20 protein-coding genes and 1 other RNA gene are annotated in these 25,548 nt (G+C 39.9%); 2 read left to right on the top strand and 19 right to left on the bottom strand.

Annotation, left to right across the window (positions count from 1 at the left end; translation table 11 throughout):
* Positions 1-22 precede the first annotated feature (22 nt).
* The 4 genes from PQ456_RS00875 to PQ456_RS00860 form a co-directional block, all read right to left on the bottom strand.
* Positions 23-1,567 carry a right-handed parallel beta-helix repeat-containing protein gene (locus PQ456_RS00875; protein WP_420540633.1) on the bottom strand — a complete coding sequence of 515 codons (1,545 nt, stop codon included), beginning with the start codon at positions 1,565-1,567 and terminating at the stop codon, positions 23-25.
* Between the two features lie 174 nt (positions 1,568-1,741).
* Complete coding sequence (locus PQ456_RS00870; protein WP_273614416.1) at positions 1,742-3,133, bottom strand: MATE family efflux transporter; 1,392 nt, start codon at positions 3,131-3,133, stop codon at positions 1,742-1,744.
* A 252-nt stretch (positions 3,134-3,385) separates the two neighbouring features.
* A complete protein-coding gene (locus PQ456_RS00865; protein WP_273614415.1) occupies positions 3,386-5,923 on the bottom strand; it encodes a LamG-like jellyroll fold domain-containing protein in 2,538 nt (845 codons plus the stop codon).
* Between the two features lie 89 nt (positions 5,924-6,012).
* Entirely contained in the window at positions 6,013-9,753 is a 3,741-nt protein-coding gene (locus PQ456_RS00860) for an alpha-L-arabinofuranosidase C-terminal domain-containing protein (RefSeq protein ID WP_273614414.1), read from the bottom strand.
* Positions 9,754-9,978: 225 nt separating this feature from the next.
* Between PQ456_RS00860 and PQ456_RS00855 the strand changes: the two genes are divergently transcribed.
* Together PQ456_RS00855 and PQ456_RS00850 are read left to right on the top strand one after the other, a co-directional pair.
* Positions 9,979-10,242, top strand: a complete 264-nt coding sequence (locus PQ456_RS00855; RefSeq protein WP_273614413.1) for an AbrB/MazE/SpoVT family DNA-binding domain-containing protein — start codon at positions 9,979-9,981, stop codon at positions 10,240-10,242.
* Positions 10,242-10,637 (top strand): type II toxin-antitoxin system death-on-curing family toxin, encoded by a 396-nt coding sequence (locus tag PQ456_RS00850; protein ID WP_273614412.1) that lies wholly within the window; start codon positions 10,242-10,244, stop codon positions 10,635-10,637. The genes PQ456_RS00855 and PQ456_RS00850 overlap by 1 nt, the downstream gene beginning before the upstream one ends.
* Positions 10,638-10,776: 139 nt before the next feature.
* On the opposite strand, the gene PQ456_RS00845 is transcribed toward PQ456_RS00850, so the two are convergent.
* From PQ456_RS00845 to secG, 15 genes are all read right to left on the bottom strand, one after another.
* The gene (locus tag PQ456_RS00845; protein WP_273614411.1) at positions 10,777-13,563 is read right to left on the bottom strand and encodes a glycoside hydrolase family 3 C-terminal domain-containing protein; all 2,787 of its coding nucleotides are present in this window, start codon (positions 13,561-13,563) and stop codon (positions 10,777-10,779) included.
* A gap of 83 nt (positions 13,564-13,646) precedes the next feature.
* The gene (locus PQ456_RS00840; protein ID WP_273614410.1) at positions 13,647-14,237 is read right to left on the bottom strand and encodes an ATPase; all 591 of its coding nucleotides are present in this window, start codon (positions 14,235-14,237) and stop codon (positions 13,647-13,649) included.
* Complete coding sequence (locus PQ456_RS00835; protein ID WP_273614409.1) at positions 14,221-14,418, bottom strand: hypothetical protein; 198 nt, start codon at positions 14,416-14,418, stop codon at positions 14,221-14,223. Before PQ456_RS00835 ends, PQ456_RS00840 begins: the two co-directional genes overlap by 17 nt.
* A 95-nt stretch (positions 14,419-14,513) precedes the next feature.
* Positions 14,514-15,305 (bottom strand): carbohydrate-binding protein, encoded by a 792-nt coding sequence (locus tag PQ456_RS00830; RefSeq protein ID WP_273614408.1) that lies wholly within the window; start codon positions 15,303-15,305, stop codon positions 14,514-14,516.
* Positions 15,306-15,487: 182 nt separating this feature from the next.
* Complete coding sequence (locus tag PQ456_RS00825) at positions 15,488-15,880, bottom strand: type II toxin-antitoxin system death-on-curing family toxin (RefSeq protein WP_273614407.1); 393 nt, start codon at positions 15,878-15,880, stop codon at positions 15,488-15,490.
* Between the two features lies 1 nt (position 15,881).
* A complete protein-coding gene (locus tag PQ456_RS00820) occupies positions 15,882-16,175 on the bottom strand; it encodes an AbrB/MazE/SpoVT family DNA-binding domain-containing protein (protein ID WP_273614406.1) in 294 nt (97 codons plus the stop codon).
* A gap of 177 nt (positions 16,176-16,352) precedes the next feature.
* Positions 16,353-17,513, bottom strand: a complete 1,161-nt coding sequence (locus PQ456_RS00815) for a uroporphyrinogen decarboxylase/cobalamine-independent methonine synthase family protein (protein WP_273614405.1) — start codon at positions 17,511-17,513, stop codon at positions 16,353-16,355.
* A gap of 239 nt (positions 17,514-17,752) precedes the next feature.
* Positions 17,753-18,340 (bottom strand): AAA family ATPase, encoded by a 588-nt coding sequence (locus PQ456_RS00810; protein ID WP_273614404.1) that lies wholly within the window; start codon positions 18,338-18,340, stop codon positions 17,753-17,755.
* Positions 18,337-18,780 carry a MarR family winged helix-turn-helix transcriptional regulator gene (locus PQ456_RS00805; RefSeq protein ID WP_273614403.1) on the bottom strand — a complete coding sequence of 148 codons (444 nt, stop codon included), beginning with the start codon at positions 18,778-18,780 and terminating at the stop codon, positions 18,337-18,339. The genes PQ456_RS00810 and PQ456_RS00805 overlap by 4 nt, the downstream gene beginning before the upstream one ends.
* A gap of 185 nt (positions 18,781-18,965) precedes the next feature.
* Positions 18,966-19,229: a hypothetical protein gene (locus PQ456_RS00800; protein WP_273614402.1), complete on the bottom strand. Its 264-nt coding sequence runs from the start codon at positions 19,227-19,229 to the stop codon at positions 18,966-18,968.
* 88 nt (positions 19,230-19,317) lie between these two features.
* The gene (locus PQ456_RS00795) at positions 19,318-20,439 is read right to left on the bottom strand and encodes a protein kinase family protein (RefSeq protein WP_273614401.1); all 1,122 of its coding nucleotides are present in this window, start codon (positions 20,437-20,439) and stop codon (positions 19,318-19,320) included.
* Between the two features lie 206 nt (positions 20,440-20,645).
* Positions 20,646-21,010: a transfer-messenger RNA gene (ssrA, locus tag PQ456_RS00790) on the bottom strand.
* Positions 21,011-21,393: 383 nt separating this feature from the next.
* Complete coding sequence (gene smpB / locus PQ456_RS00785; RefSeq protein ID WP_273614400.1) at positions 21,394-21,876, bottom strand: SsrA-binding protein SmpB; 483 nt, start codon at positions 21,874-21,876, stop codon at positions 21,394-21,396.
* Positions 21,877-22,051: 175 nt separating this feature from the next.
* Complete coding sequence (gene rnr / locus PQ456_RS00780; RefSeq protein ID WP_273614399.1) at positions 22,052-24,814, bottom strand: ribonuclease R; 2,763 nt, start codon at positions 24,812-24,814, stop codon at positions 22,052-22,054.
* Positions 24,815-25,239: 425 nt separating this feature from the next.
* Positions 25,240-25,470, bottom strand: coding sequence for a preprotein translocase subunit SecG (gene secG / locus PQ456_RS00775; RefSeq protein WP_069325812.1), 231 nt, complete (start codon positions 25,468-25,470; stop codon positions 25,240-25,242).
* Positions 25,471-25,548: the final 78 nt, after the last annotated feature.

The raw sequence follows: 25,548 nt of genomic DNA, 5'->3' as shown, positions 1-25,548 counted from the left end.
CATAACACCAAGCCATTACCTTCTATTGATCGGCACCCATATTGAGTTTAGCGCCTTTTTTGCGAATTTCTCCATCAATATCTAATGTATTGATAAGCGATAGATCGGCAACTCCTTGATCAATCGCGGGTGAACTTTGTTGTAGATGGAAATTGTGCTGAGCTGGATTAACAAATACAGGATTGGCAAATAACGAATGAGCATCATTTCCACTACGTTTACGATAGTCCGGGAAGCCTGTATACTCTTTAGTTTTCCAGATCCATGTGGCTTCGGCACGTCCATCCGGTGCATCGTACAGATTATAGTCGATAATATTGCCACTGTTTTTGGTGTATTCATTGTAAATTAGAACGTTCGATGCTCCAGCGACCATAATATTATTTTGGATCACATTGTTACGGGTATCGTATTGAACATATAACTGTCCATTACCACGATTTAACGTATCATTTTTATACAAAGTATTGTTCATGATATGACTGTTGGTGGTAGACCCTCGCTCGGTATCATATCCACCCATAGCTATACCTGTTAACCGGTTAGAGTAGATCATATTGGTACGTACTGTAATATTATCTGTCGCTTTACCTTTATGTTCGGATGCAATTTCGATACCGATATCGTTGTTATAGACTTTATTTTGTTCGATAATCGTATCTTTCCCTCCATCAATATAGATAGCTCCTGCCGAGTTGCTGTTATTGGGTATCTTTTTTCCGTAAAAGGGATTGCGATTAGATGAGATATTATAGATCGTATTGCCTTTAATTAATCCTTTACGAGCGACATCGTATTTGACATCAGGTGCTGTTCCTTCATAGCCAATCACATCGATCCCGATATTATCGTTATCATGTAAAAGATTATGACTCACAGTAAATTTCTCTACATTTCCATTGATGGCTAACGATTCGCTAGAACCTAATACGAGATTGTACAGTTCATTATTATTGATCGTAATATCATGCAATGACTCTGGCGCCTTGTTGCCATAGACTGCTATACCATGTGCATCTCGACCTGTCGCATTGTTACCTGATAATGAGACTGTACTTTTGATATCATGAATTTTATTGCCTGTAATTTGAATATGACTACCTGCTCCTTGCACACTTATGCCTGCAGGAACTTCATCTACATGAGTGGTAGTGTAATTACGAATCTCTAATCCTTTGACCGTAATATAACTAGCATCTTGAATATCGACCATACCTTGCAGTCCATCTACAGATTGCCCTGTGCCGTCCAAAATAGCTTTTTCAGAACGGTAATTGGTAAATGTAATATTGCCTTTGCTTGCTGAACCTGAACGAGTGATCGCTAATTGTTGCTTATACACTCCTGCGCGTATATACACAGTACTACCTGCTGGTACTGTATCTGCGGCGTGTTGGAGCGTTTTCCAGGGAGAAGTGATCGTTCCTGCCTGACTATCTTTGCCTGTAGGGGACACATAATATTGAGTAGTCGCTGCTTCTGCTGAAGGTGGAGCACTATATACTAATAAACTTATACATAATATACAGCCTAGACCGATCAAGCTATATAATTGATATTTTCGCAATGGATGATCATCCTTTCCTGACTAAAGTTCTGAACATGTCCCATTATAAACGTAATCTGATCGCTGTCTAGCATACGATTATATATTCGGTAGTTTTTATTGAAAGATCCTTATTCGAAAAAAAGCCTTGATTACGGTAGTGTACGTCCGCAATCAAGACTTTGACTAATTATGCTAAATGACTCGATGTTGCAGCCATTTTTTACCCCTGAATCGCTTCATAAAGATCAATCCGCGGACTGCCCATTCACAATCCATCGCAATCCAGATCCCTAGAATACCCCAACCTAGCGTAATCCCAAGCACATATCCAAGAACAACCCGGAATAACCACATCGACAACATCGATACCAGTGAAGTGAACTTGGAATCACCTGCTGCCCGTAACGAAGAAGGTGTGATAAAAGCAATCGCCCATAATGGCACTTGAGCAATGGTATTGATAAATAAGACTAAGAAAATATCATCTACAATCTCTGCCGGCGGGTTGAAAATAGAGATCAGTGGATTGAAGAATGGGAAGATCAGCAGTCCCATAACAACAAAAGAAAGAGACGATAACATCAGAAACGATTTGGTAAATTTGCGTGCATCTTGGATATGCCCGCTACCGATACACTGCCCGACTACGGTAATAATAGTAAGTGATAACGCATTTGCTGGAATCTGCATTACCCCTGCCAACGAAGAACAGATAGCATTGGTCGCTATCGCATACGTTCCCATCCCAACGATAAAGATTTGCGTTAAAATTTTGCCACCGTTGAAAAACATTTGTTCGGCGGCAAAAGGAATCCCGATAAATAGTACTCTTTTGAGCATAGAGAACTTTATAATCAGAATCTCACGCAATTGAACTTTGAGGTTTACATCCATTTTGAACAAATAATAGATCGCACAAGCCGCACCCAAATATCTTGCGATATTGACCGAAAGCGTCATTCCGAATACGCCCATATGTAACCCGTTGATAAATACAAAATTTAATAATACATAGATCACATTCATAATCAGCGACAACATCAATGAAGCTCGTGTACTCCCTACCCCGCGCAATGCTCCGCAGACTGCTTCAACAATTGCGATGCCTAGAAAAGAAGTACAACTTCCGATTAAATACGTTCGCGCAAGATTCATTACATCTGCTTCAGCCGATCCAAAAAGGATATTAAGTAGCGGTGCATGAAAAATAATCCCGAACAACGCGACTGCTATCGCCAGTAAAGAAACGGAAGATACCGCCCCTGCACTCGCTTCGGAAACTCCTCGTTCATCTTCACGCCCTTTGTATTGGGCTACGACCACCGTTCCGCCTGTAGCCACAGCAATAAATACGCTCAGTAGAAAAATATTGATCGAATCGATCATATTGACTGCACTGACAGCGGCGACTCCTGCTGAACTGATCATCGCTGTATTGATTAAGTTCAATCCCATAATAAAAATCTGATCGATCAAAATCGGTACAAACAGCGCAATCATCTGGCGGTAATGAATATTTGAGCCTGAAAAGTACTTATCCAGTAGCCGATGACTTCGCTTAAACTTAAGTTCAAATGGTTGCATCATAGTTCACTTCTTTTACATTAGAATGGGCATACGTAACAATAGACCGACGTTCGTGTATCAAAAGTTTTTGATACAATCATTTCAAAAAATAATATAAAAAAAGCTCTTCAGATGAGAAAGCAACTGAAGAGCATGGATGATATCTTAACTATAATAGGCTTGTTGCCAAGCGCATGTTCGTCGATTGCGTACATGAATATATCACTCTTTACATGAAAGAACAATACTTTTGACGCAATCTTAAGTGATTTATTTTCCTTTCGCTAATTCGGATAATTGAGCAGGGGTTAGACTACCTTTATAAATACGTAGTTCATCCATCTGTCCTTTGAACGGGGTATCCCAGTAGTTCACACCGAGTCCGAAGCTAGCATTATTATCTGTAAAAATATTCGGGAAGTTATCGCCACTGAACTTCTGTACTCCATTCACATAGATCGTTAAGCGACCTTCATCTACAGAGAAAGCTAGATGTGTCCATTGATTCGCTGGAATAGTTACTCCGGTCACTCCGTCGTACCACGCCGTTCCAGACCAGACCATAGCATTGTCTGCTGTTGCACCACGCGGGATCAAGCTTACCCAATGATCGGTATCTTTCGCTCCGAAAAAGGCTGGCGAATAGGTAGTTAATTGATCAGGCTTCACCCATAAAGACACCGAATAGGAATTGTTCGAGATTAATCCTTGTGGTAAACGAATACCTGATTTTCCATCGAAAATAGCAGATTGTCCCTGAACTCCTGTGCCATACGTAATCGTGCCTACTGTTGAATCCAAGCGTTCTCCTGTCACTGTTCCTTGTCCAAATGTAGACGTTGTATCTTTTAAATTATTCTCAAAGCTATATTGAGCAGTTAACGTAGCTTCTACAAATGGTTGTACTGTCACCTGAAATACTTTGGTCTGCTTACTGCTACCCTTAGTAATAGTAGCTGTCAGTGTTACATTCGCTGGTGCCTGTCCTGCTTGTGGACGAGTGACTGCGCCTGTATTCGCAACTACAGCTGGATTAGAGCTTGACCATACTATCGATGTTCCGCGACTACCCACTGTAGGCAATACGACATCACTGACCATATTAGAAGTATCTCCTAGACTAAGATCACCATACACATCGGCAACCACTTGCTTATCGGAGACATCTGCTAAACGACTGCCCCAACCCATCGTTCCGTTGGTAGACAATGCTGTAAATGTCATCGTATATTGCTTCGATACTGGATTCCAATTTTTCACGAATACGCCTGTATAGGTGACGCCTTCGATTGTTAATACAGCATCAGCTGTTCCTTTTTGTCTCCATGTGCCTTGAAGCTCACCAGAGATGGTACGATCTTTGTTTAGACGAATATATTTGGTATTTTTGATCGCTGGTGAAGAATCGTTACCATGATCGATAAATTGGTAATCGCCTATAATCGTATCTTCACTGACTTTAGTTAAATTTTCACCTGTATAACGGTAAGGAGATACAACAGGCCAACCGTCTTTGTTAATATACATCTGGTGAATACGAAGTTCGTGTTCTTCTCCTCTAGCCGGGAAGCGAGTATGGAATACAAGGAATGTCTGTCCTGTTTTGTTATCGGTGTAGACGGAGTTATGACCGGGAGAGACATAACCTAGATTTTCTCCATATCCAGGATCGCCTACTTTACTATCCCATAGATAGTTACCGATGAGCTTGTTACCATACGTCACATTAGACGTTTGTGCAGGCCATGTTGCTTGTTGTCCTTTGGCATCTTGATAAGGGCCATCTGGCTTAGTCGCGCGGAAGACACGCATATTGTATCCCCCATTAGCTGCTAATCCACCATAGGTCATATACAGATAGTAGTAACCACTTTCTTTGTTGTATTGAATATAAGGGCCTTCACCTGATTGACCATAACCACCTGCTACTTTGGTGCCGAAATAGCGATCAATTAAGCGCCCATCTTTTGTTTTACCATCTTTGCCCGGGTAGATCGGTTTGCCTGTTTTGGCATCAATTTCTAATACAAAAATACCGCCAGACCATGAACCATAAGTCATCCATAACTTGCCTTTGGTATCTGAAAATATAGTCGGATCAATCGCATTTGGATACGTTTGATTGGCATATGTTCCATCTGCATTAAACCATGCTGCATTTTCACCAGTTACTTTTTTCTGATCAATAAGCGTCTGGATATTGGTATTTGTCCATTTTTTATCAACAGTACTGTTATTATCAAATGCTTTGTCTTTGGTAAAACCAGAGTAGATCATCGTATCAACATACGTATAAGGGCCTTCTATTTTTTGCGATACTGCCATTCCGATCGCAGAGCGGATATACGTTGATGATGTGCAATAGTAGATCGTATAAGCACCTTTGGTTCCATCGGCATTCACATATTTGGGATTCCAGATCACATCAGGAGCCCAGACCGAGAAGCCACCTTTACTATCTGCATCATTTTCGCCTGCCCATTTGAAAGAGCCAGCTAGATTTTTGGAAAGATCGCCGTATAATGTATTGCCAGGAGTGGTGTAACCGTTTGCAAATGAAGTCCAATTGATTAAATCTGGAGACTTGGCAGCCGAGATATGCGAACCAAATACATAGAACGTTCCACCTGCTTTGATAATCGATGGATCATGTACCGATACATTGGAAAAAGTAGGCGTTGTGACTGCTGGCTTGAGATCATACTCTTCTGCTCGCACTGTTGAAGCCCCTCCAAAACCTAATGTTGGGATTGTTAATGAGATCATTAATGTGAAGGCTGTCGCTTTTTGAATCCAACCTTTATTCATTACTTATGCCCCTTCCGCATTATAAAGATCAGAGCGGATATGATTAACCCGCTCTGTCATACTATTAATAAGCAATCAATAACAATGAATTATGACTGTACATCAAGTACAAGTACATTGACTGAATTGGCAGGTAATACGACAACCAATGACTGATTATCGATCTGTACTTGTTGCTCTTGAGGAACTACTTTCTCGTCGTTCTTTTTGTTCACATTGGGAACATGTACCAGTTCAGCATCCCCTGTTAATGTAATCCATTTGGCTGTCTGGGATACGGTAAATGCTTGCAGATCAATACGTGTTGCTTTGTCTGCATCATCTGCATTAACTAATTTGATATAGACATGATGCTCGTCTTTGGTAACCGAATGGAATACTTCACGATTGTAAGCTTCTAATTTGTAATCCAGTACTTTACTTGCCGTCTGACCGTTCGTGTAGGAGCAGATAAGACGATTGCCAGTATCTCCCCCGTAATTAACAGTGATGGTATACGGTGTATGATCGGTAATAGCTTCATAGCTTGCTGCTCTTAGATTACCTGCTGCTGTACTGGTGGAATAATCGCCCAGTGTATAGCTTTCGACACCTTGCTTATGCACTTTGACACCTGTAGCCTGACCGCCATAACCAATCGCATATTCGATCACGTCTTTGTTCTCCGCAGAGATATCGGTCAGACCTGCACCTACGTAAAAACCATCTGTACCGGATACTCTAGAAGCAATCACCTCCACTGTGTAATCTGTCCATTCCTCGTTCAGTACATAGAGACCATTTAAGCCACTGGCTTGAGCGTGCAATACTAACCCTTGCACTGGATCGATCGTATAACCAACAGAACCCGGAATTTCTTGCCAGATCGATTGGAGTGGTTGTGTGAAATCTTGCTCTAACAGTACTGAACGATCCCGATTAGATGTGACTTTGACATGGCTGATGATCACTTCTCCATTTCCTGTTGCAATCTCAATTCCGCCACGAGGAATAAGTTCCATCGATTTACCATTTTTATAAGTGGAGAAGGAAGTATCAAGTACTTTATTTCCCAGATATTTTGCATATAAATGCTGTACATAATAGTTCGGTGTAAACCAGACACTTTCATCATCGAACCAGATACAATCTGGAGTCCAGCGATAAGTTCCATCGGTTAATACTTTGTTAAATAGTGGAGCATAAGCGGCGAGACGCACTACATCTGCATTATTTTCAAATCCTGTAATTACAGCGGCTTCGGCTACCGCTCCTGCTAATGTATTTTTATCAGTAGATGCATATTCACCGACAAATACTTTGGACGATTGTTGCCAGTCGATACTGCCATCTGGCTGATACGCTCTATAGTAGTAGTTATACCGATCTGCATTACTTAGCAAATATTCATTCGAACGGTAATAATGTTCATCCGCAATCGTATCCATATAGTTAGATTGGTCTTTGTACCATGTGACTGTTTCTTCGATCACTTTCTGTCCGTCTGCAAAAGCTACTTCTGCCGATCCTTCCATATTTCCACTCAAAAATTTCCATCCTTGTTGATACGCATCATCGTCTGCCTGTGCACCCACTGTTGAGATGATATGCAGTTCATGATCAGGATAATGTTTCTCCATATATTGATCAATCGATACTTTGAACACTTCAAAATTAGCAAAAAATTCTACGCCCCAGTTTTCATTTCCAACGCCTAAGTAACGCAGATCAAATGGTGCTTCATGCCCCATATGACGACGCATCGCTGCCCATTCGTTATGTTCAAAATCAGTACTAATCGCAAAGTCGATCAGATCGGTAAAGTTCTTAATAAAGTAATCCCGTAATTCCCCACCTGCTGGATGTGCATAATCCGAGCGTGCCTGACACAATACTCCACATGCCATCACAGGAAGTGGAAGAGCATTCAAGTCTTCGGCTAATTGGAAATATTCCATATAACCCAGACCCATCGTCATCATATAGCCCCAGACGTTAAAGTTTTCTTTGCGTAATTCGATATCTCCGATCGAGTCTTTCCAATCGTATACATTTTCCCAGATAAACGAACCTTCTGAGATACAGCCTCCTGGAAAACGTAAAAACTTGGGATGCATATCGACCAGTGCATTGACCAGATCTTTGCGCAAACGGTAATTCGGATTGCCTGTATAATTACTATGAGCAGAAGACGAAGACACTTCTTCTGTCGCTCCCCATACATCACGAGGCATTAACGACACCATATCAATCGAGATATCTCCGTCAAAAGTCAGTGCTAATTGTCCAAATCCATTCGCTATTCCTGTCAATGTAATCGGAGTCTCTACACCATACTTTTTCCATGTGTGATTGCCTTCAATCAGAATGGTGATTGGTTCGCTAAGACTGTCATGTTCAGCAGACTGTAACTGGATCGTGATACTACCGGCAGATTCAGATTTTGCCCAGATCGTGAAATCATACTGCGCTCCTGTACGGATCGCCATCGCACAGTTATGATTCGTATCCCCAAATCCGCGGTTATAAATAGTCGCTTCATCGGCTACTGTTACATAATACGAATTCACTTCTGGATCTTGTACACCAAAGTGTTCATTTAACCCTCCACTGGATTGTGGAGTCATCTGCTCTGTATCGCCGAACCATGCAAATAACGGCTCACGATTACGCCCTGTAGAACATCCACATTCTCCAGAAGCATGAGAATATGTATCAAATGCAAACGATTCAAACGAACGGTTCTGCACCAGCTCCGCATAGATACCACCGTCTGCCGCATTGTTGATATCTTCATAAAATAAGCCATACATCACTTCGCTCACGTCCAATACTTCCCGGTCGCCATGAATCGTAAGCGTATATGGTGGTACATGTGCAGGAAGTACAGACACATGGTAACTTTTCTCCAGCGTAGTTGTGCCTCTAGTAAGCACTGCGGTCAAAGTCACCGCTTGTGGCTCGGTCACGTCTCCGATCTGTCCTTGATCAGATAACCATTTCGGTTGATTAGATGTCCATGCTACATTGACACGCCCACCCATTAATTGCTGTGGTAATAAGATATCTTTGGTAATAATCGTTGTTGGAAATGAAAGATATTTATCACGTGCTAATCGAATAATCTCTTCATCGGTTAACGAATCGCACATCACTTCTATAATCTCGTCCGCAGATAATCCTGCTTCGTATATACGGAAATCAGATAACGAGCCGACAAAATCGTCATCGGCTACAAATTGAGAACGTCCGATATAATTGGCTTCTTTGCTAGTCTGTTCTGCAAAGGCTTTGAACCAGTGGCGCAGACGTGCATAATTCCCGCTAGATGTCTGGCTAATTGACCCATCTGCAAGCACTTCACCATTTACGTAGACGACAGGCCCTGCACTACTCAGTGTGCCACCTTCGGTTCCTTTGACAGATAGAGCTACATGCATCCATTCATCCCGTACAAATCCTTTGCCCGGATCAATCGCTAAATCCCCATCTGCTGTTAATGTTCCACGCATCTGGCGTGTCATAAATAAAGATGGACTTCCTTCTCCATTACCAAAATCAAAAAGACGCTCCCAGATACTCACGCCCATCCCCAAATTCACCCATGTCGTAACTGTTATTCCATTGTTATCGCTTACATTTTGCAGTGCATCAACAGGAAGTTGGATAAATGAACTACCATTTTGTCCACCTGCAAACGTAACTGCATTTCTACCATACACTTCAGCAATCACAGGCTTGGTCGTGCCTGCAACGATCCCATCATTTGCTTTTCCTGAAGAATCTTGAGCGATATGTTCTACGTTATCAAACTTATATTGTACAACTAACTTATCGTGTAATTGAGTCATTGCTATTCTCCTATCTCTATCTATAGTTAATAAAAATATTAATAAATTAATATAATTGCATATTATATAGTCATATTACTCTACTATGGTTATACTTTTCAATGCTTAATTTTGTAATCGTTGGAAAATAGATAGCAGAAGAAAATATTTTTATGTTAACAAGCGCTTTTAAGTGATGTATAATTGTTATAACAGTATAATTATTTTACAGGAGGAATTGATGATATGAGTAAATCATTACACTTAGAACGTAAAGTTTCTAAGTTTGGCAACAGCTTAGGTTTAACGATGACAGAAGCATTTAAACAACTCGGATTAGAAGCTGGAGATAAAGTAGAGGTCAATATTAAAGAAAATAGCGAAGAAATTGTGATCAAAAAAGTGCAAAAAGTAGATTTACCTGCTGGCATCAGCCCAGATTTTTTAGATACCCTTTCGCAAGTTATGGGGCAATACGATACGACTCTCAAAGAATTGAAAGATAGATAATGGATGCTATTCGTTATCTTTCTGTAGCAGAAGTTGTCGCTATCAATATTGCGGTTATCCAGAAGTATAGTCTCGGGGAGCAAATCGGTATTAAAAGTAACAGTCTATTGGAATCTGCTCTTCTTCGTCCTCAATCTTCAGCCTTCGAAGAAGCATCCCCCTCTATTTTTGAAAAAGCGACTGCTTTATTTCAATCTCTTGGTGAAAATCATGCTTTTCAACATGCAAACAAAAGAACAGCCTTCACTGCTCTCGTTATTTTTCTACATTACAACGGCTACCATTTTAAAATGGAACCCAAACAAGCTACAGATTTCACAGTAAACATGGTTAATCATATGTACACTTTTGAGGAAATTGTTGACATGATTAAGAATTATTCTGTTTCTTTTTAAATTTCTATGTGCTTATATTTTGTAGTATTTATTTTTTAATCATGTGGTTACAGTCACCAAAAAATAGCATGAAAGAACAAAAAGCCACTAGTCTACATGCAACTAGTGGCTTTCTTCCTTTTGAAATTAAATGAAATATTTATACTTTTCTTAATTCCAGATGCTTCACTTCGATGCCCGGCTTCACAAATTCAAACTTCAATTCGTATACGCCTGCTTCTAATTCCACTTTGACTAACTTCTGCGTGATCCATTTGCCTTCTGTACCATTGGTCTGGATCGTCGTCACTAACTGATCATTAAACGTTAAGTTACAAGCACTTTGCGCTAGATCATTTTCAGGTGACATCACGTAAGCGAACAATCGGTACATACCGGCTTCTTTGACTTCGATAAATGTCGATTCATTCGTATCCAGTGGAATCGGTTGGTTTGGCTTCACTTTTTGCGCTTGTTCTGCGGATAGATTAGCATTTCCTTTAAAAACATCTACACTTTCAACAAACGCTTCTTTGCGCCCAAATACAGGCGCTTGCATAATAAATTCACAAATATTGATCGCACAACGTTGTAACTCACCGACAGTTAAAGCTCCATTTGCCAATGATTCGATAATATTATCGCCCCATGCATTGGTCTCTGCACCATAGTTAGGCACAACCATGTATAGATCATTTTGCGCACGTACCATTGCATGCATATGTTTACGATCAGCCGGCCCTGCGTCTGCTGGATCATTCATAATCGCCCACCAGTCAGTCATCACAATACCGTTGAAGCCCCATTCACCACGTAAAATGGTTGTATTCAGATCATAGTTAGAAGCCGCCCAGTGACTATTAATCGGATTGTATGAAGTCATGACCGAGTTTGCGCCACCTTGCTTCACAGCAATCTCGAATCCTTTGAGATAAATCTGACGAAGTGCGCGTTCAGACACGACAGCATCGACTTTGCTACGATGCTTCTCCTGATTATTACAAGCGAAATGCTTCAGTGTTGCATTGGAACCGCCTTTCATAATGCCTCGTGTACAAGCAGCTGCGAATACACCTGAGATCAACGGATCTTCTGAAAAATACTCAAAATTACGTCCATTTAACGGACTACGGCGAATATTCAGTCCCGGCCCAAGCAATGCGTCAATATGGTTAATCAGCATTTCCTGACCTTCCAGCACATACAATTCTTCCACCAGTTCACTATTCCATGTTGCCGCCAGTAGTGTTCCAATCGACACTTGAGTAGACTGCTCTCCGCTATCCATACGAATACCAGACGGGCCATCTGCTGTACAAGCTACTGGAATTCCGTAACCAAATAGACTATCGCTCACGCCGCCAAAAGCAGATGCTGTACCCGACGTTACGAGCGGACTACTCATCCCTTCGCCACGTACCAGAGCAGCCAAATCTTCATCATTTAACTGAGATACAAAGTCTTGAATACTGACTTTGCCATCTGCAACATCTTTGAGTTTGTGTCCTTTGTCACCTGTCTGTGGCAAAGGTTCTGGTAGATTCTGCTGAATCCGATTTTTTAACGAAATCTGACGGGTAGGCACTTCAACCGAACTCAGTTCATACGAACCGTCCTCTTTGCGAGCACCAGGTTTGAAACGGTAAAAGCTTTCTAGTGGAGCCATCGCTTCTGCTAATTGCTCAACCACTTGCAGTTGCTCCAATACATAACCGTTTTGTCCTTCGACCTGTACAGGTTGTACCTTTTTCACACTGGTTCCTACATGAAAAATATACGTACCCTGTTCCAGCACATATGCGGACGGATACCCGGTAACACCACTATCATCATAAGAAGCGAGTGAATGCATAGGGAACGTAATCGTTAACGTTTCAGTTTCTCCCGGTTGTAATACTTTGGTTTTGGCAAAAGCCGCTAATACTTTAGTCGGTTGTCCAAGCTCGCCTTGCGGTGCTTCGACATAGACTTGAACCACTTCTTTACCTGCAAACGTAGAACCGCTATTTTTCACATTTACATTAATCTCAATATGGTCTGCTCCATCTCGGGAGATCACTTTCGCTTCTTGAGGATCTATAGTGAAGTTCGTATAAGACAATCCATATCCAAATTCGAATTGTACTTTATCCGGACAAAATGTCTCAAAATAGCGATAACCTACATAAATATCTTCTTCATAAATACTTTTAAATTCATTACCATAATTGCGTGTAGATGGATAATCCGCAATCGAGTAAGCGATAGTATCGGTTAGCTTCCCGCTCGGTGTCACTTCGCCGACAAGCACATCTGCAATCGCATTACCGCCTTCCATGCCGCCATGCCATGCGTAGATTACACTGCTAATCGGGTGTATGTATCCTGTATCATTGATCCAGCTCATATCTACAATATTGGATACATTTAAGATCACAACGGTTTTGTCAAAATGAGTAGTTACATGTTGCAACATGGATTTTTCCTCTAACGTCAACTTATAACTTCCCGGTTCATCTGCATTATCCTGATCTTCACCAGCAGTACGCCCGATAATCATAACTGCTTTATCTGAATGTTTGCGCGCTTCAGCTACCAATTCATTGGTTAACGGCATTTCTTTCTGGAACCACGGTTCTGCTGCCCAACCACCGCCACCGTTATCAAACGGATTTTCCTCGATCCATTTCTCATACACCGAAGCCAGTTGTTCGTTAACAGTAATGTCTGCTTTGCTACGCAATCCATCTAAAAGGTTAGTCGTATACGCTACATGTACACTACCACCTGAGCCTGTCCCACTGCGATAATAATTCACCTGTGTGCGTCCAAATATTGAAACGCTTTCTTTTTTCTGAATCGGAAGAACTTGATCATCATTTTTCAATAATACGGCGCCTTCCGCAGCTACTTTACGACTGAATTCTGCAAAACCTTTCAATGGAACACCTATTGTAGATGTACTCAAATCTATCGCCTCCTGTTTTCATACGTCTGTCTATATTATGTACTTCATCGTGTGTAAAAGCAAAAAATAGCGATGCTCAAGAGTTAATACTCTTTGAACAAAGCTAATGTATCATAAGACCATTCTGGAATTTCCGCTATACAATAAATCATCTTATTTTTTTCTATTTCAGCAATAATAGAAAGCTCATATGTATTATCTATAATAATGACCTGATCTGCTATAGCTAAAGCAGGTTTTAGATTATAAAGGGATTGTCCATATCTCCAACGTATATCTTCTTCTGCAATCCAATGCCCACCTTGTTCTACACGAGAAGCTACACGATCGATATGCATTTGCACATCTTGAAGACCTATATAATACATCACAATATGGTATCCATATTCTTTAGCAATTTGCATATGTCTTAAAAAGAATGTCCCTGATAGTGTAGTCTCTACAGCAAAATTCTGCTTATTTTGGATTAATGCTCGTATTTGTTTAACTGCTTCTCTTCCTGCTGATAGATCTGCGCTTCTTGGATCTTCAGGACTTAATCGTTTAGCAATTTGATCGGGATCAACAATTATACCTATCCAATCTTTAAGTTGTGAACTCAGCGTACTTTTACCTGCACCATTGGTTCCAGCAAAAATAGTCATCACTGGCTTCAATTCACTCGTGATATTCATACTCTTTACGCTCTCCTGATTCACTATAAACAATCTCATATTTTTGTCCGCTAGCATCTTCACGGAGACGTTTATTATTTTTTATATAATAAATAGAAGCTCCTGCTTCTTTCGCTTTTAAACGCACATTTATGTTGGCTTGTTGGAAGGCTTGTTGAAGTTGCTCTCTACTAAGTAGCATAAGATTTTCCTCCTCTAAAAATAAGCTATTTATTCTATTTATTATATCATAATCTAAAATAATTTTTGCGTTCTAAAGAGAACATCACTTTTTCATCAAGCTTCCCGACCATACACTTCAAACTGAGTCAAAGCTGGAAAAGGAGAAGGATCATCGGATTGGATTAACTCGCTCAATGTGACCCAGTCCACTGTTCTTTTTTCAATAGAGATCGTTTGCGGTTGATGTGTTTTGACCAGATTCACTTGTTCTGAACTTCCATCCGAATAAGTTAATGTCACACGTTCCCAATAATTATCATGCGGAAAATCTGCTCGTAACGTCAGTACCACCTGATCGATCAATACGTTACGTCCAAAATGAATCGTAATCGCCGCATCTGCACGCTGATTAATCCCCCAAGATTCATAAGGCCATTCTCCATGCGAATGATTGGCACGATTCCCATTGATCGCATTGCGCGCTGCAAAAACCGCTTCCCCACGCGTCTCTACATTTGCCGATGCATGTGGATAGCAGACTTCATTGATGTGTTGGTCATACGGGTTATAGGCTAAATTTCGATAAGACTGTATCTCTTCATTTGTTGCTAGACGTGCAGTTAATAGATGCATTTCGCCTGTAAAAGATTTCGGTGAGTATGAGGTTCTTTTTTCAGCAAAAGGGATAGAATATCGGTATTCTTCACCTGTAAAATAAACAAAAGCTTCACCCATCGAGTCCTCCAGTTGGATCATGAGGTATGTATTGGAGTTAGAGCATTTGAGGACAATGATATCTTCGGGTTGGTACGCTTGGGTGTAGACAAGATGTACTTGATTGGTGTCGGTATGAGAAGCTAAGACTTTGTCTGTAGCGTTTTGGATTTCAAGAGATAGGTTGGTCATGGGCTTTGGCTCCGTTCTATTGTTTTATTTATAGTGCTTGAAAAGTTGATCAAGAGCTCTTTCAACGAGACAGATATATGTAATACTAGCTAGAGAAAACGCTATCATATTTAAACTGAAATATCTATACTAGGTCGAGATACGTTTGTTTTTATATTTATTTTCACAATTTCAATAAAACACTATTTGGATACAGAATGCTCATAAAGTATAGTGACAATTTGCTCAAAAGAACTATTCCCTTTCGCAATATCTACAATAAATTCAACAGCAAATACACGTTCCATTCTCAAATGATAACCATTAATCATTAAAAAAGATTTCACCACTAAGTAAGCTGTACGTTTATTGCCGTTATGAAAACAATGGTTTTTAACAAGAGATTCTAATAACGCTCCCGCTTTATCAAACAAACTAGGATACGCATCTTCCCCAAATAAGCTCTGCACGGGTCTATGTATAGCAGAATCAAGCAAGGTATGATCTTTGATTCCTGCCTGATCCACATCGTTCATTTGTCTCATCATGTAATAATGAGCAGCAATGACTTCTTCTTTGGTTAAAAACAGAGTCATATTATCTGTCCTTCAAATCATCAAATATCGCACGATCTTCCTCAAATACATCATAAAACGCTTCTAACACTTCAGGGCGAACATGTTCAGGAAGCTCTATTTGACGAACCTTTCTTAATATAATCTCACCATCATCATTTTCAATAAACTCAATTTCATCTCCTTGAGAAATATCTAACTTCTCAGCAAGCAACTTTGGAAAGCTAACTCCAAGACTATTTCCCATCCGACCAATTTTACGAGAATATACTTTATGATCTGACGTTTTTTGATTTAGTTTTATAATTTTGTTCACCGTAATCACCTCTATTTATTTAATCTTTGAAGTTACAAAGTTATAACTGTTATAACTTTGAGTAGAGGATATCATAGTCAATATCAAAAAGCCACTCATTAAAATATAATGAATGGCTTCTCTTTTACTATAATAGAGTAATATCATAATCTGTATCGTTTATTATTAAGTAGAAATTTACTTCGCCCAATACTGCTCAGCAATCTTCTGCCCTTGATTGATTTTTTTCCACTGCTCTGCTTCAGTCAATTCATTACCACCATCGCAAGAAGCAAATCCGCATTGATGGGAAAGTAACAAACGATCTTTATCAATAATCGTAGACGCTTCATCCAACAGTCGAAGAACACGTTCTTCATCATCTAACGTACTTGTTTTGGAAGATAGTAAGCCCAAGACAACCTCAGTATTTGGCTTGTCTTTGAACACAGCAAGCGCTTCAAGTGAACCTGCACGCTCGTCATCCCACTCTAAGAAAAAGCGATCATATTTCAATTGCTTTAAGAACAGATTCGCAATCTTCACATACGATCCGCCACCCATGTTGCGAGAATCGTAGTTACCACGGCAGTTATGTGTCCACATTTTCAGTCCCAAACTGTGACCATAGTCGATAACAGTATTGCTAATATCGATAAATTCAGTCGCAAGCGCCTGTACTTCTTCTTGGTTGATATGCTCGCCAGTGTAAGGAGAGTTCGGGTTATCATCGGCAAATAGTTCCCATAAGCAATCGTCAAATTGCAGGATTTTACCACCAGCGTCGGCAAATTCTTTCAAAAATTCAGTATAAGCTTTCACTAGACCCGCTTTGAGTTCTTTGGAATTTTGGTAAACCGCATCCGTTCCACCGATATTATCCGACCAGGACAATTCACCGAAAATATGAGATGGAGACGGTACACACAGCTTCGTCTCACGATCGCCTGCATGATCTTTTAGCTTTTTGAATACTTCGATAAAATGATGGTTTTTTCCACCTAGTTCACCTGTAATCCGTAGCCCGATATCTTTGCGTGTCTCATACTTGGAGCTACCATCCGTATCGCGGAAAAAGTATCCATGATCTGCAATATAACGTTCGATCCCTTGAAAGCCCCAGACAAAGTCCAGATGCCACATCGATTTGGAATATTCGCCATCTGTAATGATCGACAGATCATTTTCGATTTCTTTTTCCACAACAGATTTGATTGCCTTCGCTTCGGTCTGCTCGTATCCATCGAATTCCTGATAGAACGGATAGTGAATATCGTCTCGATGCTCGATTTGTGTTTTATATTCTAACAACTCAGCCGGTCGCAACAAACTACCTACGATTTGAAATTTATCACTCATATTAAAGTCCCCCTTGGTATTGTTCACGTGTAATGATGATTTGTTTATTTTAACACGGGGAGACTTTCTTGACGTAAGCTGAAAAGGTATATCTGGTTATAGTTATTAGCTATGGCAAAACAAAAAGCAATGTATAGGATTAATTTCTAACTCCAATGCATATTTTTATACACTCAAACATCCATTATATTTCCTCTAGCGGATACAGCAGAACTTATATCCCAGACGACAAAAATAATTTAAAACCGTATCTGTTTTAGCGTAGTTTTATAATGATCCATCTTTTTCTGAAATGCACTTCGAGAATCCTTTATTAAGTGAAGCTGACTTCGATCTGCAATCTCCTCGATGATCTGATCGATACTTTTATCGTCTGTTATAATTTTCTCTTCTGTAATGATATGGTCAAAAGCATACATACACGGCTCAATTCTTTCCCTCGTCCATGTTCCCCGTTCAAAGCGCTTTTTGAGTCGTTTCTCAATCGTTTCCTTTTCTGCATAAAGAATAAAATGATGTACTTCTACACCATCTCTCACTAAACGACCAATAATTTCCTCATAATAGCGAGGATCGATCAATGTCATAGGTGCGATAATCGTCCCTTCATATGTAGATGATAAATATTTTAGCATATCGTAATTAAACGAACGCCACTGCGTATGGTCTTGGAAATTAGGTTTATGTAAAGCTATAGGTATATTTTTACGAATAAAATAGCCAACATTCTCAGGATCATATACGAATGAATGGGGCAGTCTTCGATGCAACTCATACGCACAAGTCGATTTGCCAGAACCGTAAGCTCCATTAATCCAAATAATCATTGGAACACCTCATCTTCTAAATGCTGTGCTACTTTCCCCAAAATCTTTTCAAACTTCTCAGCTTCTTCTGGCTCAAGCGGATCATAGAAAAATCGGATCATTTTCTCTGAAAATGCTGCTTCGATCTTCATCATGTCGAACCCTTTATCACTCAGTTCTAGTGTAAATCTTCTTTTATCGTTCAGATTCTCTTTTTTGATCACATATTGATGCTTTAACAACGTTTTGACCATTTCAACAACAGACGACTTTTTCACACTTAATCGATGAGCAATCTCGGTAACCGTAGCTCGATCTCCATCCTTATGTAATTTATAAATAGCGATTAAATATTGATAACTATTGAAGGTCATCTCGCCATATCCAGCTTTCAAAAACTCGGCGTTTAATTGGCGGTTAAAGAACTTATAGCACGTATCCATACTTTTAAAAATAGTCATAGGTTCTCCTTTTGAAAATTAGTGAGTTAGGCTACCTAACAATAATAAATGATATTGAGAGACTTATCAATAAAGATTAACTACACCAGAATAGAAATACAAAAGGCCATCTATAAAAGATGGTCTTTCTGCTACTAGATCACTATCTATTTTTACATAATATAAACTACAAAATCCTGAATTTCTTAAAAAAGAACCATAACAAAAACCAAGAGTACTAAAGTATTAATAGGGATCATAGTCATTCCCATTTTTTTAGCTTTGGTCTGTTGTTGATAATTATTTTTATTATACAGTGACTCTATTATAAAATTCCCAACAGTAATGACCGCAAAGACAAGGAAAAACATAGGTACATTGGTTTGGTAAAAATCAGTTAATACCAGTGATAAAATAAGCAGTGCCAAAGATTGCATGATCGTCATGATATAACGATTTAAAAATTCCATTCAAAATACCTCCTTATCATCATTCTGGGCAGATGATACTACCCCCTACATAAATAGCACCCAAACCAGTTACAACGATATTTTACAATCAAAATGGCAAATCATCGTCACTAATATTAATAGTGAAAATATTTATACCAATCAAACGATTTTGTATATTATCAATTACAATTTTTTGCTTGTAAGGATCTAAACGTGCTAATAGTTGATAAAAATCTTTAACACAAACTACATCTATATCACGTTTTTCGTTATAATTATAGTTTGCTCTGACAAAACAGTTAATCAGTTGTGAATTATCCTGTATAGTAGTTTCTAGTGAACTGTTTCGAATAAGTATACCTAACTTGTTCAATATAATATCTATATCATTTATTAATTCATATTGTTCATTAAAGTAACTGATATGACTTATTAAAGCATCGGCAAAATTTCTATAAGCATTTTTCTCTTGTCTGGAAAAGCTTATTTCACTTATTACTCCTTCAGAAATAGTTTGAGAAATATCGTTAAACGAAGCGTATCGTTCGCTCGGATCAATTTTAATCATTTTATCTAGAATATAATTGAATTTAAATTGCTTTTCTATTTCTTTTTGTCTAAGAACATTCTGAAAAAGCTTACCTACAAAATAAATTTCTGATTGGTGATTATAAATTCCTTCTAACTGTGTTACAGGCCAATTAAGTCGTACACTTTTACCTTCATTTTCCTCAATCTCTAACTTCTTTCCAAAACCAAAATCTATAATCTTCACACGTTCATCTTTATCTATCATTATATTTGAAGGTCGTATATCTCTATGAAGTATTTTCTTTTGTTCTAAATATTCAAACGTATATATAATTTCTTTGAAAATATCCTCCCAATCCTTTCCAAAACTCGGTTCAAAATCTAGGATCGATATTCCTTCAACATATTCCATTTGTAAATATCCTGTTTTAGCTTCGGTATATAAATAATAATTAAAAACTCTAACGATATTATTGTGTGATATATTAAATAAAATTTTTATTTCATCAATGAATCTTTGATAATTTTCATCTATATTATTTGTACCTTTAGGAGAATATTTTTTAAAAGCAAATAACATGTCAGTTGTCTCATCTTGAAAAAGATGTGCATCACCAGTTCCTCCTGATCCTAAAGGAGCAAGATATTTAAATTTTTTTGTACTATCAAAATTCACATTATCTCCAGGTACTAACATATGATCTCTCCTCGAATTAAAATAATTCTAGAATAATATACTGAATTTATGGTCTCACATCTATAATTAGGCGTCAACACACGAGTATTATATTTAATCCTATCTTGTATAGCTCAAGCGTCTGAATGAAAAAGCAAAGCTAAATTTCAGATAACCACTACCAAACAAAAAACGGACACCAATTGGTGTCCGTTTCTGGTAAATCAAAATGGAGGCGAGGGGAGTCGAACCCCTGTCCGAAGGCAACGTTACATAAGCTTCTACGGGTGTAGTGACAGATTTGATGTCACCCTAGGAACTCCCTGTCACCGGATTCCCTTTGGGTCAGCCTGGTTATCTTATTCAGCACACCTCAGGCGGAGATGTGACAGCGTAGCCCACTATTAGTTGGGCCCTCGTCCTGGCACATGGGCGATGCGAGGGGAGAGCACGCTCACAGGTTATTAAGCTGCGAAAGCGTAGTTAGTTTGTTGTTTGCCGTTTAATAGGCTTTAGCGTTGATAAAGCGGACGCGTCCCCACTACCCGCTACCCATGCTCGAACTACCCCCGTCGAATCCATAAACGCCCCCTTAATAAAAAGGGTGCTGGATTAGAACGGATCACATGAGTCTCGTTATCCGAATATACAGCAACAGTCTTTCCCTCCATAAGAAAGAACTGTAAAGTGTGTCATGTATCAGCAATATGCTGTTTCTACTGAAAGAATATACATTGACCACAGACTATGAGTATACCACATTTTAGGCTCTGTGAACAGTTGTGCAAATGCGCCAACGTTGTTCTGAGATCCTTACAATGTTGTTCCTCTAGCCATTATCTGCTCTGTCAGCCAGAACATACTAACATCATCGCTGATTCACACCAGCTTCACTATCCATTTACCCATCTGCCTGTTAATTGTAACTAACTCACTACAAAATGATGATGACTTCGCTTTTCAACGTTTACTGACTTAACGAGAAACCTTCTGATTATCCCGTAGTGCGCGTTGAATATCGCGATCTGCATCTTTTTTGGCAGCAGACGCACGTTTATCATGCTGTTTCTTACCTTTTCCTAGACCGATTAACAGCTTGGCATACCCGTTGCGGATATAGATTTTGAGCGGAACGATGGTATACCCGTCTCGCTTAGAAGCACCGATCAATTTGCTAATCTGACCTTTATGCAATAGCAATTTACGAGTACGTGTCGGATCGGTTGGATTCGCACGATTGCCTTCTTCAAAAGGGCTAATATGCATATTGTGCAAAAATACTTCGCCATTACGAATCGTCGAGAACGCATCTCCAATATTCGCTCTTGCGCGGCGCAATGATTTGATCTCTGTTCCGGTTAAAACCATTCCTGCTTCATACGTATCTTCGATAAAATAATCGTGTGATGCTTTTTTGTTCTGTGCAAGAACTTTACTTTCACCCTTTTTAGGTGCCATAAGGGTTCACTCCTTTATAAACGGATTAGTTAACTATTACTTATGTTATACCTTGCAGGTTTACTTTCTTATCTATACTTGTGTACCTATCATTTTAAATAAAGACCGGCATTTCTTCATCCTCTCTCCTCATTCTAAGGTATACAGAGAAAGAAGAAAGCCGATCTATCGCTATTTATTCAGGTTTTTGCTCGGTAGATTTTGGTTTACGTTTGCGTGGACGACTTTTTTTCACTTCGCCACCTGTTTTACCTGTATCTACTTTAGCTGAAGACGTTTGGATATTGCCTGCTTCTGGATCGAATACAGGGCCTTCTATCTTTTTGCGTCTTGGTGCCGGGCTACCTTTACGCTTTTTGCTACTTTCGACAGGGCTGTTATATCCACCTTTTCCTGAACCGAAGTTAAAGTTACGAGAATTGTCTTTACCCGAACTTTTCGGAGCATTGGTCGAAATGCCTTTCGCTTTTTTAGGCTTACCCTCACCTGCATTGACAGCTGTCGTACTGTCCAGGTTGCGTGGTTGAGTAGTCGGTACATTTACCGCAGTCGTCTGACCGGAAGCTGCCGCAGATGATTTACGTTTGCGTCTGCCTGGCTTTTTACTGCCTGTATCTGTAGTAGGCGCTACTGAAGTGCTAGGAGCTTTGGTCGCTTTGGCAGCCTTCGCTGCTTTACCGAATTTCGCCGCTTTACTAGCTGCTTTGTTTTTACCACGATCTCCGCCACGTCCACCTCTACGGTCGCTATCTCCACGTGGAGGACGAGCACCACGATCTGCACGCTCAGGACGATTGCTTTTCGGCATATCTTTGAGCTCAAAGTCGATCGTATGATCTTCCATATTCACGCGGGCTACACGTACCGTAATTGCATCACCGATACGATAGATTTTGGAAGTACGTTCGCCAAGCAAGATCATTTGTTTATCGTCAAAATGATAATAATCGTCAGTCAGCATCCCTAAGCGGATCAGACCTTCTACTGTATTATCCAGCTCGATAAACATACCGAAGCTTGTCACACTGCTGATAATACCTTCGAACTCTTCGCCCACTTTATCCAGCATGTATTCTGCTTTTTTCAATTGATCGGTATCACGCTCTGCATCGACAGCCACACGCTCACGTTCTGAAGATTGTTGCGCAATATCTGCCATACGAGAATTGAGGTAATCCTGGCGCTTCGGCTTCAGCTTACCACCATTTTCGATCACTTCACGAATCACGCGGTGAATAACCAGATCGGGATAACGACGAATCGGCGATGTGAAGTGACTATAATAATCTGCAGCTAGTCCAAAGTGACCTGAACTGTCTGCGGAGTATTTTGCTTGTTTCATCGAACGAAGCATCATTGTGCTGATCACTGTTTCTTCTTTTTCACCTTTGATATCTTGCAACAATTGTTGCAATGCACGTGGATGAATATGATCGCCTGTTCCTTTGATCACATGACCAAAGTTCGAAGCGAATGCTAAGAAGTTCTGCAATTTCTCTTGATCTGGATTCTCATGAATACGATACAAGAAAGGCACTTGAAGCGTACTGAAATGCTCGGCTACCGTCTCATTCGCTGCTAGCATAAACTCTTCGATAATCTGTTCTGCTACCGAACGCTCACGCTTCACGATATCGATGGGTCTACCTTTTTCATCTAAAATAATCTTCGCTTCGTCAAAATCAAAATCAACTGCGCCACGACGAGCACGCATATCACGTAACTGCATCGCCAATTCACGCATCAATTTGAAATCTTCGACAAGCGGAGCATAACGTTCTAACAATTCTGGATCTTCATCTTCCAAAATTTTGCGTACATTCGTATAGGTCATACGCTCTTTGGTTTTGATCACACTGGTAAAGATTTCATGCTTCACGACTTTCATATGCTCATCGAATTCCATTTCGCATGAAAGGGTAAGGCGATCTACCTGTGGATGTAGACTACAGATACCATTAGACAAGCGATGAGGTAGCATCGGAATGACGCGATCCACTAGATACACACTACATCCGCGGTTGTAGGCTTCAATATCGAGCTTAGAGCCCTCTTTGACATAGTAGCCTACATCTGCAATATGAACGCCTAGACGGTAATGTCCGTTGTCTAGACGCTCTACATTGACCGCATCATCCAAGTCTTTGGCATCTTCACCATCGATCGTTACGATATTTTTGTCGCGTAGATCACGTCTACCTTGTTCGACGATCTCTGCATCTGTAATAGAATCAGGAGCTGCTTGCGCTTCGTCCATAATTTCATCAGGGAATGATTCTGGTAATTGATGCTTGCGAATAACAGACAAAATGTCTACGCCTGGATCATCTTTATGACCCAACACTTCAACGATTCGTCCTTCTGCTGCTGCTCTGCCTTCTGGATAGCTGACGATTTCAGCCACCACTTTTTCCCCTTCAACTGCGCCACCGAATGACTCTTTAGGCACAAAAATATCGCGGTTAATCCGCTTGTCATCAGGGATAATAAACCCGTACGTATCGAGTCCTTGAAATACACCAACAATGCGTGTATTTTTGCGAGTAATCACGCGGACCACTTCGCCTTCCATACGACCACCTGTCGTACTGCGAGAAGTGACTTTCACAAACACGATATCACCGTTCATTGCCGTTCCCATATCATTGGCATTAATGTAGACATCGCCATGCTCTTTTTCCTCAGGAATCAGAAAGGCGAATCCTTTGGCATGGGCTTGAATACGTCCACGAACCAGATCCATATGTTCAGGTAGACCATAACGATGAGACTTGTTCTGCACGATCACTCCTGTGTGCTCAAGTTCATTTAATATTTTGACCAATTCTTTAAAATCAGAAGCTGCTTGAATCTCTAACTGCTGCTCCAACTCTTGATAAGTCATTGGTTTATAATCGATACTCTTTATTACATCTAATACTTGTTGTTCAGTAATCATATCATTTCACCTCGGACGACCTTCAGGGTAAGCTTATGTTCCCTTCTTGATCCGTATGTACAACTGTATGCATTGTAGCGTTTAGTATACTCATACCCTAGTATACACTAAATTAATCTCACTCATTCAATTCGCTTCAAATATTCAGTTGCCTGTATTGATCTGTATAAAAAAAGAGGGCAGTTCTATTATCCCCTCCTTGGTTGGGAATAACAAAACTGCCTGAAAAGTATTGCACATCATGGACTTCGGTCTTACATGTCTTGCATGGGAATAATGGACAAGCTCGGGAACAATTCCAAGTATAGTTCCTTTATATGAATTCTCTATGAACAATGATTAACCAAAGAACAATCTTTTGCCTAACATATAAAAATCGCCTGAACCGGTAAAATGATGCTCTACCGAATCAGGCGATTCATGATTTAACTAAAGACCGCTACAAGAATAGCTAAAACAAAAAATCCAATAGCTAGACCTACTGTTGTACGTTCCAACACCAGTTCCATTCCGCGCGCTTTGGTTTTACCAAAAAGATGTTCCGCACCGCCGGAGATGGCACCAGAAAGTCCAGCACTTTTACCTTTTTGAAGTAGAACAATAACGATCAACCCAACGGAAAAAATCATAAGCAGTACTTTCAAAGTCAATAACATGAATTCCACCTCCTCAAACGAATACGCCGAACATCTATCGTTATCATATAAGAACAATAGCGATTGACTATCACTATC

The sequence above is a fragment of the Paenibacillus kyungheensis genome (assembly GCF_028606985.1).
Classification (GTDB): Bacteria; Bacillota; Bacilli; order Paenibacillales; family Paenibacillaceae; genus Saccharibacillus; species Saccharibacillus kyungheensis.
This window is presented reverse-complemented; position numbering and strand designations above follow the sequence as displayed.

Bases quoted from the DNA above. Each gene is read 5' to 3' on its own strand.
- PQ456_RS00840 (WP_273614410.1), bottom strand. From the start codon at position 14,237: ATGAATATCACGAGTGAATTGAAGCCAGTGATGACTATTTTTGCTGGA.
- PQ456_RS00825 (WP_273614407.1), bottom strand. From the start codon at position 15,880: ATGACTCTGTTTTTAACCAAAGAAGAAGTCATTGCTGCTCATTATTAC.
- PQ456_RS00865 (WP_273614415.1), bottom strand. From the start codon at position 5,923: ATGAATAAAGGTTGGATTCAAAAAGCGACAGCCTTCACATTAATGATC.
- PQ456_RS00855 (WP_273614413.1), top strand. From the start codon at position 9,979: ATGAGTAAATCATTACACTTAGAACGTAAAGTTTCTAAGTTTGGCAAC.
- PQ456_RS00805 (WP_273614403.1), bottom strand. From the start codon at position 18,780: ATGACTATTTTTAAAAGTATGGATACGTGCTATAAGTTCTTTAACCGC.
- PQ456_RS00860 (WP_273614414.1), bottom strand. From the start codon at position 9,753: ATGACTCAATTACACGATAAGTTAGTTGTACAATATAAGTTTGATAAC.
- PQ456_RS00850 (WP_273614412.1), top strand. From the start codon at position 10,242: ATGGATGCTATTCGTTATCTTTCTGTAGCAGAAGTTGTCGCTATCAAT.
- rnr (WP_273614399.1), bottom strand. From the start codon at position 24,814: ATGATTACTGAACAACAAGTATTAGATGTAATAAAGAGTATCGATTAT.
- PQ456_RS00830 (WP_273614408.1), bottom strand. From the start codon at position 15,305: ATGACCAACCTATCTCTTGAAATCCAAAACGCTACAGACAAAGTCTTA.
- PQ456_RS00870 (WP_273614416.1), bottom strand. From the start codon at position 3,133: ATGCAACCATTTGAACTTAAGTTTAAGCGAAGTCATCGGCTACTGGAT.
- PQ456_RS00835 (WP_273614409.1), bottom strand. From the start codon at position 14,418: ATGCTACTTAGTAGAGAGCAACTTCAACAAGCCTTCCAACAAGCCAAC.
- smpB (WP_273614400.1), bottom strand. From the start codon at position 21,876: ATGGCACCTAAAAAGGGTGAAAGTAAAGTTCTTGCACAGAACAAAAAA.
- PQ456_RS00800 (WP_273614402.1), bottom strand. From the start codon at position 19,229: ATGGAATTTTTAAATCGTTATATCATGACGATCATGCAATCTTTGGCA.
- secG (WP_069325812.1), bottom strand. From the start codon at position 25,470: ATGTTATTGACTTTGAAAGTACTGCTTATGATTTTTTCCGTTGGGTTG.
- PQ456_RS00795 (WP_273614401.1), bottom strand. From the start codon at position 20,439: ATGTTAGTACCTGGAGATAATGTGAATTTTGATAGTACAAAAAAATTT.
- PQ456_RS00815 (WP_273614405.1), bottom strand. From the start codon at position 17,513: ATGAGTGATAAATTTCAAATCGTAGGTAGTTTGTTGCGACCGGCTGAG.
- PQ456_RS00810 (WP_273614404.1), bottom strand. From the start codon at position 18,340: ATGATTATTTGGATTAATGGAGCTTACGGTTCTGGCAAATCGACTTGT.